Source organism: Paenibacillus lentus, assembly GCF_003931855.1.
GTDB classification, from domain to species: domain Bacteria; phylum Bacillota; class Bacilli; order Paenibacillales; family Paenibacillaceae; genus Fontibacillus; species Fontibacillus lentus.
In genome coordinates this window covers 3,795,804-3,808,743 of the sequence record NZ_CP034248.1, presented here as the reverse complement: position 1 = coordinate 3,808,743, position 12,940 = coordinate 3,795,804, and the positions used below count along the sequence as shown (strand labels likewise).

Genomic DNA, 12,940 nt, shown 5'->3' with positions numbered 1-12,940 from the left:
GGTGCTGTTTATAGAATGGTCTACTTTAGACCATAAAACTTTAATTTTGTTTGTTCTTCAGCAAATCGCGAATTTCTGTAAGCAGTAGCTCCTCTTTACTGGGCTCTGCGGGCTTGTCCGGTTTTTCCTCTTCTTTCCGTTTAAATTTATGAAGGAATTTAATGAAGAGGAAGATCGAGAAGGCGATGATAATAAAGTCGATCACGGTTTGAATAAATGAACCGATTTGAATTTTCGCTTCATTGACTTGGATGACGATATTCGAGAAATCAAGCCCGCCTAAAATGATGCCGAACAAAGGCATGATTAGATCATCAACCACGGAGCTGACGATCTTTCCGAAAGCTGCACCAATAATTACAGCGATCGCCAGATCCATTACATTGCCTTTGAAGGCAAATGATTTAAACTCTTTCCACATGAATTTCCCTCCTGAAAGTATATCGAGCTTCCTTAAGATTAATTGAGCACATTCTTTTTGGCAATAGGAAAAGCTTTGGCATTGGGGCTAGGAATTAACATGGGGGATTGATTAGCTAGTGATTGGAGGCTAAAGATCAGTGATGATTGTGATGGTCATTATTCAGGATAATGGTATAATGCTTAATTAGTGGTTAATTACGTAATATAGTTCAACCTGAAGAAGGGGTTATGCTAAAATGTGGCTTTTATTCGCATCTCTAGCCGCGATCAGCTTTGGTCTGCGCGGAATATTGTACCATTGGTCTTCTAAGCAGGGTATGGATCGTAATTTGATGTTATTCGGGGTGTTTTTTACCGGAGCAATCGCTAGTTTGGCAGGCAGTTTAATCTTTGAACAGAATTGGACAGCCAGTGCTCTTACAGGCTTATTCATGGGAACATTTTCTTTTATTGCGAATGCTTGCATGTTTCAAGGGTTCGCCGTGGGCAAGCCGTCGATTATTGCTATATTGACTGGACTACCCCCTGTCGTCGTTGTTACTCTTGCCTATATCATCTGGGGGGAGACCCTATCCCTAGGGCAATTGCTTGCTTTTGTTTTAATTATAGGTGGTATTTTGACAGTCAGGTATTCGAATGACCTCCGCATCGGCAATTTGCAGGGGGCGCAATGGGGGTTGCTTGCGATGGTGTTTTTTGGCTTGAATGATATGGCTGGAAAAATGTCGACAAGATTAGAAGCCGAGCTGTTTCCCACCTTATTTTATATGTTCACGATTGGTTCGATCAGTTTTGCGATTTGGTGGCTGATAGATAAAAACCGAAAAAGAAAAGGAAAGGCTAACGATACATACGAATCTATTTCAGAACAGGGCGAATGGAATGAAGGGCGGACATTTTTTAGTGGCATGGCGATTGGTTTAACGAATTTTTTTGGAATGATCCTCATTATAACGGCTTTTAAATTCGGTATTACGGGATTAGTATCGGCCGTAGTGGCTATGAATGTCCTCTTAATTCTTCTATATACCCGAGTTTTTGTTAAAGAGAAATTTAGAAGGCTGGAAGTTATTGGGATGTCTATTTGCATTGTTGGAATGATTGCGTTGCGATTATTTTAAATCAATAGACACGAAAAGTGGTATGTCACATGACATACCACTTTTTTTGTGAAATTATACTAACTTTATATAACAATTTAATGGAAAATATAGCATTTAATAGATTCGTATGATATATTGTGACTAGGGTTGTTGTAATTATTTGGAAACTGTCTAACGAGAACCCTAATTCGTCGAAGGAAGGTGGTTGCGGGAATAGCTGTTTATTCGTACTCATGGATTTTGTCGGATTAGAAAGGAGGGAAAGGATGTTATGGGAAAATGGGTGAAACGAAGCGGGATACTTTCATTCGCCCTTGTGTTAGCGCTTACAGCGAGTTCTGCATTCCTATCTTCGCCAAGCGCGCAGGGGGCAGTCGCTAATTATAATTATGCTGAAGCACTGCAAAAATCGATTTATTTCTATGAGACACAACGCTCAGGCAAGCTGCCGGATAATAACCGCGTAGAATGGCGCGGCGACTCCGGACTTCTAGATGGAGCCGATGTGGGCCATGATTTGACGGGAGGGTGGTATGACGCCGGTGATCATGTCAAATTCGGATTTCCGATGGCCTATACGGCGACGATGCTAGCTTGGTCAGTGTATGAGTATCGGGAAGGCTATGAACAGTCTGGTCAGCTTGAGCCTATTTTGGACAATATTCGCTGGGTAACGGATTATTTCATCAAAGCGCATACAGCTCCTAATGAGCTATGGGGGCAGGTCGGGAATGGCACGGCGGACCATAACTGGTGGGGACCCGCTGAGGTCATGCCGATGCAGCGTCCAGCTTATAAGATCGACGCAAGCAGCCCTGGCTCGGATCTAGCCGGGGAGACGGCGGCAGCGCTCGCGGCAGCATCCATTATTTTTAGGGATACGGATTCGGCTTATGCCGAAAAACTACTTACGCATGCGAAGCAATTGTATCAATTTGCGGATCAATACCGCGGATCTTACTCGGACAGCATCACTGATGCTGTGCAGTATTACAAGTCCTGGAGCGGTTATGCCGACGAATTGAGTTGGGGCGGAGCATGGCTATATCTTGCTACTAATGATCAAACCTATCTTGATAAAGCGATTGCCGCTAGCAACCAATGGGGAACGCTGCAGTCGGGCGGCTGGGATTACAAATGGACGCACAACTGGGATAATAAGCAGTTTGGTGCTCAACTGCTGCTGGCCCGAATTACAGGAGAGTCACGTTTCGTTCAATCGACCGAGCGAAATATGGAGTATTGGACAACAGGCGTCTCTGGAACCGGGGAACGGGTGACCTATACTCCAGGAGGACTTGCGCACCTGGATCAATGGGGAGCGCTTCGTTATGCTGCCAATCAGGCATTTCTTGCTTTCGTATATTCAGATTGGGTGAGTGATCCTGTGAAGAAATCCCGTGCCCGTACCTTCGCCGAGAGTCAAATCTTATATATGCTGGGCGATAATCCCCGCAGTAGCAGCTATGTTGTCGGGTTCGGCAACAATGCACCGGAGCATCCTCATCATAGAACATCCCATGGCTCCTGGGCGGATAGCCAGCAGGTTCCTGCCAATCACAGGCATATTTTGTATGGCGCTCTCGTTGGGGGCCCGGCAAAGGACGACAGTTACAACGATGAGATTGGCGACTATGTGTCAAATGAAGTAGCCACCGATTATAATGCCGCCTTTACGGGGGCACTTGCTAAGATGGTATTGCTTCACGGGCAGGGGCAGCAGCCGCTTCCTAATTTCCCGGCACCGGAAATACGCGAGGATGAAATGTTTGTAGAAGCGTCTGTCAATGCGAGTGGAAGTAATTTTGTGGAGATTAAAGCTCTGCTTAACAATCGTTCCGGTTGGCCTGCACGGACGAGCGATAAGCTGTCATTCAATTATTATGTTGATCTTAGTGAAGCTGTCACCGCTGGCTACAGCCCGAACGATATTACAGTTTCCGCTGGGGGATATAACCAGGGAGCAACCATATCCCCGCTGAGGCCTCATGATGAAGCTAACCATATTTATTATACAACGATTGATTTTACCGGAACTCCGATTTATCCTGGCGGGCAGTCAGCGCATCGGAAAGAAGTTCAATTCAGATTATCGGCTCCACTCGAAACGAGCTTCTGGGATAATAGCAACGACCATTCTTTTCAAGGTATTGGTTTAAGTTCAACCACTCCCGTTAAAATGAACAATATTCCTGTCTATGATGCCGGAGCTCTTGTATTTGGCCAGACGCCGTCCGGAGAGGGGGATCCGGGAGAACCAACGCTGCCACCAGCGCCAAGCGGAGTGAAAGCCTCCGCTGGAAATGGTCAGGTTGTGCTGTCCTGGAATGCTGTGGGTGGTGCAAGTGAATACGTAGTTAAGCGAGCGACTATAGCAGGAGGGCCTTATACGGTAGTCAGCGAAACGACGGATACGACCTATACCGATGAGAGTGTAGTCAATGGAATGACCTATTATTATGTCGTTGTTGCGCGGAACTCTGTTGGCGATAGCTCCAACTCGGTGCAAGTAAATGCCAAGCCTAGTGAAGGAACTGCACCTGCTGAGGGGGGATTGAAGCTGCAGTACCGCACCAGCGATACGAATCCAGGAGATAATCAGTTCCGACCACATTTCCGAATAGTTAATACAGGGACGTTGCCCGTAGCTCTTAGCGATGTAAAGATTCGCTATTATTACTCGATTGATGGGGACAAGCCCCAGCAGTTCAATTGCGATTATGCTATTGTCGGTAGCGACAATGTCAGTGGCAGGTTTGTTAAGCTGGAGAATGCGGCTGCTGGGGCGGATTATTATCTAGAAATCTCGTTTGCTTCAGGGGCTGGAATTTTAACTCCCGGAGCGGACAGCGGCGAAATTCAGGTAAGAGTCAACAAGGAAGACTGGTCGAATTACAATGAGTCAGATGACTATTCGTATAGCGGAGCGCAATCTAATTTCGCAGATTGGGACAAAGTGACATTGCATCAAGAAAACAGCCTCGTATGGGGGATTGAACCCTAAAATCCAGTATTGAGAGGATGAATATGATGAAATGGTCAGTTCTTAAGAAACCGATGTCGCTCGTAATGAGTGCAGCATTGTCACTCTCTATCGTATCAGGCGTATTTACCGTTGATTCAAACAAAGCCCTTGCAGCGCCGTCTGCAGAGGAAACTCGTTTCCTGCAATTGTACCAACAGTTGAAAAGTCCAGCTAATGGCTACTTCTCACCCGAAGGAATTCCATATCACTCTATTGAAACTCTGATGAGTGAAGCGCCGGACTATGGGCATATGACGACATCAGAGGCTTATAGTTACTGGTTATGGCTAGAGGTACTGTACGGCCACTATACAGGGGACTGGAGTAAGTTGGAATCGGCTTGGGATAATATGGAGAAATACATTATTCCCGTGAATGAAGGCGATGGTCAGGAAGAACAGCCGACGATGAGTTATTACAATCCGAATAGTCCGGCCACTTATGCTGCTGAGTATACCCAGCCGGACCAATATCCGAGCCAGCTCAGCGGGCAGTATGCAGCTGGAAGTGATCCGCTGGATGCCGAGCTGAAAGCGACTTATGGTAATAACCAGACGTATTTGATGCATTGGCTCCTGGATGTCGACAACTGGTACGGGTTCGGGAATTTACTCAACCCTAGCCATACGGCAACATATGTAAACACTTTTCAACGAGGCGAACAGGAATCAGTATGGGAAGCTGTGCCACATCCTTCGCAAGACAATAAAACGTTTGGCAAAAGCGGAGAAGGCTTCATGAGTCTGTATACCAAGGAAAGCAACGCCCCGGCTGAGCAATGGCGCTACACAAATGCAACAGATGCGGATGCGCGGGCGATCCAAGCAATGTATTGGGCGAAAGAGCTGGGATACAACAATTCTGTTTATTTGAATAAAGCCAAGAAGATGGGGGACTACTTGCGTTACGGCATGTACGATAAGTATTTCCAGAAGATTGGAAGCGCTTCAGACGGAACGCCTACAGCAGGTAACGGCAAGGATGCCAGCCATTATTTGATGGCCTGGTATACCTCATGGGGTGGTGGTCTGGGACAGACGGGCAATTGGGCTTGGCGGATCGGAGCTAGCCACGCTCATCAAGGGTACCAGAACGTCGTAGCGGCTTATGCGCTATCTGATCCTAGCGGTGGTTTGATTCCTAATTCTCCAACGGCAGGGGAGGATTGGACGATTTCGCTGAAACGCCAATTGGAGTTCTACACCTGGCTTCAATCTGCCGAGGGGGCGATTGCCGGCGGAGCGACGAACAGCTGGGACGGTGCATATAAGGCCTATCCTGCGGGCAAGAGCACATTCTACGGAATGGCATATGATGATGCCCCGGTCTATCACGATCCACCATCCAACAACTGGTTTGGCATGCAGGCATGGCCAGTGGAGCGGATCGCCGAGCTTTACTACATTCTTGCATCAAACGGGGATACGACATCGGAGAACTTCCAAATGGCGAAGCAGGTCGTACAGAAGTGGGTGGACTGGTCCATGGATTATGCCTTTGCCAATAGCCGTCCTGTGACGGACGCCGAAGGATATTACTTGGATAGCCAAGGGAACCGAGTGCTCGGCGGCGATAATCCTGCCATTGCAACGGTTTCGGCACCAGGGGAATTTTGGATTCCTAGCAATTTAGAATGGTCTGGACAACCGGCAACTTGGAACGGTTTCAACAACTATAATGGCAACCCTAATTTACGTGTTGTGACTAAGAACCCCGGCCAGGATGCGGGCGTCCTTGGTAGCTATATCAAAGCGCTGACCTTCTTTGCAGCTGGGACCAAAGCAGAGAACGGCAATTACACGACACTCGGCAGCCAAGCTGAGCAGTTAGCTAAGGAACTGCTAGATGTTGCATGGGGCTACAACGACGGCATCGGAATCACCACAGTCGAGTCGCGGGTAGATTATTATCGTTTCTTTACAAAGGAAATTTATTTCCCTAACGGTTGGTCCGGCTTATTCGGACAAGGTAACACGATACCTGGCACGTCCACAGTGCCTTCGGACCCGGCAAAAGGCGGCAACGGTGTTTACGCCAGCTATGCCGACATTCGTCCAGAAATTAAGAATGATCCGCAGTGGCAGTATTTAGAAGATAAATATAACACATCTTGGGACCCGCAAACGAAAACATGGACAGACGGTGCTCCGGAATTTACTTACCATCGATTCTGGTCCCAAGTTGACATGGCAACAGCCTATGCGGAATATGATCGTCTGATCAACAGTGATCAAGGCGGACCAGTTGAGCCAGTAGCACCAAAAGCCCCTTCCAAGCCGAATGCAGTAGCTGGTGATGCTGTCGTTCAACTGTCCTGGAACAATGTGAGCGGTGCAGATAGCTATACGGTAAAAAGGGCAACGACTAGTGGCGGTGCATATACGCCAGTAGGTACAACGACACAAGCTTCGTATACGGATTCAAGCGTCGTTAACGATACGACATATTATTATGTAGTCAGCGCATCTAACAGCGTAGGGGAGAGTCCTAACTCTCCAGAAGCAAGTGCCCAGCCTACATCTACCCCAACACCTGTACAAGGCGATTTACTACTCGAATATCGCACGAATGATACCAACCCGGGAGATAGTCAGTTCCGACCGCATTTCCGCATCGTGAACAATGGGGATACGGCAGTATCGCTAAGCGATGTGAAGGTTCGTTACTACTACACGATTGATGGCGACAAGCCTCAGGAATTCCATTGTGATTACGCGGTTATCGGCAGCGGCAATGTGAGCGGAAAGTTCGTCAAGCTGGAGTCATCCAAGACGGGCGCCGATTACTATTTGGAAATTTCCTTTGGCTCTGACGCAGGTAGCCTGGCTCCGGGTGCCAACAGCGGAGAAATTCAGGTTCGGGTTAATAAATCGGATTGGTCTAACTTTAACGAGGCCGATGATTTCTCTTATGACGCTACAAAGACCAATTTTGCTAGCTGGGAAAAGGTCCCACTGTATTTGAACGGCAATCTGGTTTGGGGGATTGAACCATAGAATTTAAAGCTAAGCCAACGCTCAATCTGCTGGTTTTTTAGCAGGTTGGGCGTTTTTTATTTTGCTAAATAAAATAGTTGGACAGTCCCTATCTGCTCTGAATATGATAAAATCCAATTGAAGAAATAGGAGGCTGATGCAGCGTTATGATGTTTATTCGCAAGCTGTTTATATTTTCTTGGCTCCAGGCGTTATCCTGTATCTTTCCATTGATCATATTTGGAGCCCTTGCTCTCACGAAAATAGTTGAACTGCCCGTGCTACCTAGATATGATTGGATTTTGCTGATTTGCTTATTAGCTCAGGCCGCCATGATCATCAGCAAGCTGGAGACAATGGATGAACTGAAAGTGATTTGCATGTTTCATATTATCGGTCTGGGACTTGAAATTTTCAAAGTACATATGGGTTCTTGGTCGTATCCTGAAGCGGCCTGGAGCAAGGTGTTCGGCGTTCCGCTATACAGCGGATTCATGTATGCTAGTGTAGCTAGTTATATATGCCAGGCATGGAGACGGCTGCAGCTGCGAATTACAGGCTGGCCGAGATCGGTTTATGCGGTCGCCATTAGCACTGCCATCTATCTTAACTTTTTCACGCATCATTTTATTGGTGATTACCGCTGGTTACTCATGCTTCTCTTGATTGCTGTATTTTTACGCTGCACGGTGTATTTCACATTAGAGGAACGGACTTTGCGCATGCCGCTGCTCCTGTCATTTCTGCTCATCGGTTTCTTTATTTGGGTGGCCGAGAACGTGACAACCTTTCTGGGAGCGTGGAAATACCCGAATCAGGAGGAGGTATGGCATCTTGTTCATATAGGAAAAATCAGCTCATGGTTTTTGCTCGTTGTGATCAGCGTTATTATCGTCGCCCAACTGAAACATGTTAAAATGGGGGATGCCACTGCCCCCAAGGGTGTGCCAACGAATAAATGGGAGAGTCGGATATGAACAATTCAAAGGGTATTTTCTATTATATTGTATGGATGATCGGCGTTTGCTTGCTTGTGTATTATAGCGGCCGTTTTTTCACCATGATGGAGAGTCAGCGAGCGTTTCTTCACAATACGGGTAATTTGCTGTTAGCCAACATCATATATGGTCTTGTATTCGGGGTGTATTTAAGCCTGCTTAATGGATGGCCAGTGCGAAGAAAGATGAATAAACCGCTGTTCTTCAGTGTATTCCTTCCATGTTTTTTGATCTTGATTTATCCGATTGCTTCTTCATACATAAAAATCATCGCGATTGCCGAATATTTTCACTTGGTTCAAAAAAGGGAATTTTTCTTCTTTGGCCTCATGAGCGGATTAACGCTGATGAAAAGCTTCTTTACGACACGATAATGAAAAAGGGTGCTGTATGAGCCATGTCATTTGCCAACTTAATCGTATTGGTTACTGGTGCTGCGCAGGAATCAGCTGTGGCATTGCAGAAGCTTACGCCCATCGCTGAGCTATCGTTTTACTTGCTGATCTGCAATCTCCAGCGGGCGAGCAGTTTGTGCATAGAATTCGATAGGCAGGAGGTAAGTGAATTGCTGGGATTTACGGGGGAAGTCAGTTTTGTTTATTTGCCGCGTCAAAACAGATATACTTGAAATATGTAATTATTAAAAAGGGGCTGTTATTGCCATGCAGGAAATTGCTGTCTACAAATCCATCGCGCTCGATATTGCTCAAAGAATCGTCAGCGGGGAACTAGCTGTTGAGAGCAAAATATCAGGGCGTTCATTGTTGGCGGCTCAATATCATGTCTCCCCGGAAACGATTCGAAAGGCGATCGGGCTATTAAAGGACGAGGGGATTGTTTCTGTCTCGCAGGGTAAGGGAATTGTCGTCATATCGGATCAAAAGGCCCAAGAATACCTTGCAAGTAGCAATTATTTGAAATCGGCTTATTCTTTAAAACAGGATCTTGAACTTCTTATGTCAGAGAAGAAAGAAGTAGATCGCAGATTAGAAGTGCTATTGAAGAAAATTACGCATGCCTCAGACCGACTGCAAAACCTGACTCCATACAATCCGATGGAGATTCAAATTAAAGAACAGTCCCATGCGGTTGGTAAGACGCTCGGTAATCTGCAGTTTTGGCAAAATACCGGAGCGACTGTCATCGCGCTGCGGAGGGAAAAGAGAGTTTCCATCTCTCCAGGACCTCACGTTATTTTGAGAGAACATGATACACTTGTGTTTGTTGGCGATCCGAAGATTTATGAAAAGACGGAACGTTTTGTAAATCAAAATATTGAATAATACATAAAGCGAAGAGGTTGTCACTTAGGCGATTTTGCCAAGGGACAGCCTCTTTTTTAAAGAGGGAAATCCATTTATTTACATACAACTTATATTGTCATGAGAGGTTGTCAGTTGTCTTTCCTTTTGTTATAGTAATAGCTATTGGTGCTTTGAGCATAGTAGTATACTATCGATTTTGCTGATCAGGATTATGTAGAGGGGAACAGAGAAAAATTAAATCTCAAAGTGCAAAGGAGGCTGAAATGTTAAAATTTGAGCAAGTTAGCAAGACCTATACGAATGGTTATCAAGCGGTAAAAGAAATTAGTTTTGAGGTTGAGGCAGGAGAAATTCTCGTGTTGATTGGTCCCAGTGGCTGTGGTAAGACGACCTCTATGAAGATGATTAACCGCCTAATTCCGCATACTTCAGGCAAGATTTACGTGCAAGGCAAAGACATTACGCAAGAAAACCCCGTAACACTTCGCCAAAACATCGGTTACGTCATTCAGCAGATTGGATTATTCCCTCACTATACGATTGAAGATAACGTCGGCTTAATCCCTGAACTCAAAGGGTGGAACGCGCAGAAGAAAAAGGACAGAGTCAATGAAATGCTTCGTATGGTCGGACTGGATCCGGCGATTTTTGCCAAACGTTATCCGAAGCAGTTGTCCGGCGGGCAGCAGCAGCGGGTAGGGGTAGCAAGAGCATTAGCGGCAGATCCGGACATTATCTTAATGGATGAGCCCTTTGGCGCTCTTGATCCGATTACCCGGGAACAGCTGCAGGATGAGCTGTTGAGACTTCAGCAGGAGGTCAAGAAAACAATCGTCTTCGTTACGCATGATATGGAAGAAGCACTGAAGCTAGGCGACAAAATCGCTATTCTTAGAGATGGAGAATTGGTGCAGATCGATACGCCGGATCGAATTCTGAGTCAGCCAGCGGATGAGTTCGTGGAAGGTTTTGTCGGTAAGAATCGTCTCTATCAAAACCCGGAGTACATTCCGATTACAGAAGTTATGCGCAACAATCCATCGACCACGCTGCCGGGCCGCAGTCCAGGTAGAGCGCTAACCTTCATGCGTCAAAGAAAGACAGATACGCTGCTCGTTGGCGATGATTCTGGTAAGCTGCTCGGTATTGTATCCGCCTATGATGTATCCGCCCATTTGAATAGCGTTACTACGATCCAGGAGATTATGATAGCACCCGAAGTTGTGCTGCAGGATACGGCGACAGCAAGGGACGCTCTTGCTCTCATCACAGAAGCGCCACTTGGCATCATACCGGTGGTGACGGAGGCGGGAGAAATTTCGGGAATTGTCACTAGAAGTAGTTTGCTTACGGCATTTGCTGCTCAGTGGGTAGGAGATGAAGAGAACATATGAGAGATAAATCGTTATGGGAACAATTGATACATCAATTCGATATGCGCAAAAGTGAATTGGTACAGTCCTTATTCGTTCATATTGAACTTGTATTCATGTCGATGTTGTTAGCCATCATAGTTGGTATCTCATTGGGAATTATGATTACACGTGTCAAAGCTCTGAAAGGCATTACTATAGGGACTGCTGGTATTCTTCAGACAATCCCAAGTCTTGCGATGCTCGGCTTTATGATTCCGTTATTTGGAATTGGAATGAAGACCGCCGTAGCAGCATTATTCCTATATTCCTTACTGCCGATCATCCGAAATACGTACGCAGGTATTACCGACGTAGACAAGTCGATTGTGGAAGCGGCACGAGGCATGGGCATGAAGAGTTGGCAAATTTTATTTAGGGTTCAACTGCCCTTGGCATTGAATGTGATCATGGCCGGAATTCGAACAGCGGCGGTGATTAATGTTGGAACGGCTACGCTGGCTTCTTTTATCGGTGCAGGAGGACTTGGGGAGTACATTTTTCTCGGCATCCAGCGCAACATTGAGGCGCTTACCTTGATGGGGGCAATTCCGGCAGCTGCTCTTGCATTGATTATGGATTATTTACTAGGGCTGCTAGAGAAAGCGACTACGCCTAAAGGGCTGAAAGTGTAGAGCTGTTAAAGCGAAGACGAAATGCGGTTAATGATAGCAAATTATTCAAATGGAGGTTCAAAGTAATTAAATGAAATTTATAAACAAGAAGATGATGGTTGGCCTGCTTGCGATAGCTATGGTTGCAATGTTACTAGCGGCATGTGGGGGAGGAGTGAATTCGGGCAGCAATGCTGATGGGGCTGCTCGTGTGGGGGAAATTACCGTAGGCTCAAAAAATTTTACGGAGAATATGCTGCTCGCGTTAATGATGGCGGAGCTGATCGAAGCCAAGACAGATATTAAAGTAAAAAGGCAAGTTAATCTGGGAGGCTCCAATGTCGCTTGGAGCGCGCTTAAAAACGATGAAATTCAGCTGTATCCCGAATATTCGGGAACCGTTGTAGCGAACTATTATCAGGAAGAAACCGGAAATTCAGCAGAAACTTTAGCGAAAACGAGAGAGCTTTTGAAAGAAGATGATTTAGTATTTTTGGAGCCCTTTGGCATTAACAATACGTATACTTTAGCGGTTACTCGCGAAACAGCAGAGCAGCACAATCTGCAGACCTTCAGCGACCTGGCCAAAGTATCCGAGGAAATGGTGCTAGGCGTTGAGTTTGAGTTCCTTGACCGCGATGACGGCTTCCCAGGCATTCAAAAGCTGTACGGTATGAACTTCAAACAGCAAAAGGGGATGGATCATGGCATTATGTATCAGTCCATCGCTAATGGGGAGACAGACGTAACAAATGCCTATGCTACAGATGCGCAAATCCAGGTTCATAATCTGGTTATCTTACAGGATGATAAAGAATTTTTCCCGCCTTACGATGGTGGTCCCATTATCCGCCAAGATACTTTGGAGAAGTACCCGGAATTAGAAGAAGTTTTAAATCAAATGAGCGGTTTGATTAGTGATGAAGAGATGCAAAAGCTCAATGCTGACATAGACGTGGAAGGGCTAAAAGAAGAAGAGGTTGTTCGCCAATTTCTTATTGAAAAAGGATTGATAGAAAGCTAGTATTAGTCACGATTGGACACCGATGAATGAATTACGAGAAGGGAGGCACCGAAAGGTGCCTTTTTTATTGCATAAAACTGAGAACCGGAGAATATTAGCTT

Annotated in this window: 11 protein-coding genes; 10 read left to right on the top strand and 1 reads right to left on the bottom strand. The window is 46.0% G+C overall.

Annotated features, from left to right (window positions below; all coding sequences use genetic code 11):
- Window positions 1-40: 40 nt before the first annotated feature.
- Window positions 41-421 carry a large conductance mechanosensitive channel protein MscL gene (gene mscL / locus EIM92_RS17115; protein ID WP_125083698.1) on the bottom strand — a complete coding sequence of 127 codons (381 nt, stop codon included), beginning with the start codon at window positions 419-421 and terminating at the stop codon, window positions 41-43.
- Window positions 422-659: 238 nt separating this feature from the next.
- On the opposite strand from mscL, the gene EIM92_RS17110 reads away from it, so the two are divergent.
- The 10 genes from EIM92_RS17110 to EIM92_RS17065 all read left to right on the top strand — a co-directional run bounded on the left by EIM92_RS17110 (window position 660) and on the right by EIM92_RS17065 (window position 12,839).
- Entirely contained in the window at window positions 660-1,544 is an 885-nt protein-coding gene (locus tag EIM92_RS17110) for an EamA family transporter (RefSeq protein ID WP_125083696.1), read from the top strand.
- 253 nt (window positions 1,545-1,797) lie between these two features.
- Window positions 1,798-4,530, top strand: a complete 2,733-nt coding sequence (locus EIM92_RS17105) for a glycoside hydrolase family 9 protein (RefSeq protein ID WP_125083695.1) — start codon at window positions 1,798-1,800, stop codon at window positions 4,528-4,530.
- 26 nt (window positions 4,531-4,556) lie between these two features.
- Window positions 4,557-7,547: a glycoside hydrolase family 48 protein gene (locus EIM92_RS17100; RefSeq protein ID WP_125085254.1), complete on the top strand. Its 2,991-nt coding sequence runs from the start codon at window positions 4,557-4,559 to the stop codon at window positions 7,545-7,547.
- A 146-nt stretch (window positions 7,548-7,693) separates the two neighbouring features.
- Window positions 7,694-8,503, top strand: coding sequence for a DUF817 domain-containing protein (locus EIM92_RS17095; RefSeq protein ID WP_125083694.1), 810 nt, complete (start codon window positions 7,694-7,696; stop codon window positions 8,501-8,503).
- Entirely contained in the window at window positions 8,500-8,898 is a 399-nt protein-coding gene (locus EIM92_RS17090; protein WP_125083692.1) for a hypothetical protein, read from the top strand. Before EIM92_RS17095 ends, EIM92_RS17090 begins: the two co-directional genes overlap by 4 nt.
- A gap of 23 nt (window positions 8,899-8,921) precedes the next feature.
- Window positions 8,922-9,152, top strand: coding sequence for a hypothetical protein (locus EIM92_RS17085; protein WP_125083690.1), 231 nt, complete (start codon window positions 8,922-8,924; stop codon window positions 9,150-9,152).
- A 34-nt stretch (window positions 9,153-9,186) separates the two neighbouring features.
- Complete coding sequence (locus EIM92_RS17080) at window positions 9,187-9,807, top strand: GntR family transcriptional regulator (protein WP_125083688.1); 621 nt, start codon at window positions 9,187-9,189, stop codon at window positions 9,805-9,807.
- 245 nt (window positions 9,808-10,052) lie between these two features.
- Window positions 10,053-11,183 (top strand): ABC transporter ATP-binding protein, encoded by a 1,131-nt coding sequence (locus tag EIM92_RS17075; RefSeq protein ID WP_125083686.1) that lies wholly within the window; start codon window positions 10,053-10,055, stop codon window positions 11,181-11,183.
- Complete coding sequence (locus tag EIM92_RS17070) at window positions 11,180-11,836, top strand: ABC transporter permease (protein WP_125083684.1); 657 nt, start codon at window positions 11,180-11,182, stop codon at window positions 11,834-11,836. The genes EIM92_RS17075 and EIM92_RS17070 overlap by 4 nt, the downstream gene beginning before the upstream one ends.
- 70 nt (window positions 11,837-11,906) lie before the next feature.
- Complete coding sequence (locus tag EIM92_RS17065; protein ID WP_125083682.1) at window positions 11,907-12,839, top strand: glycine betaine ABC transporter substrate-binding protein; 933 nt, start codon at window positions 11,907-11,909, stop codon at window positions 12,837-12,839.
- Window positions 12,840-12,940 lie beyond the last annotated feature (101 nt).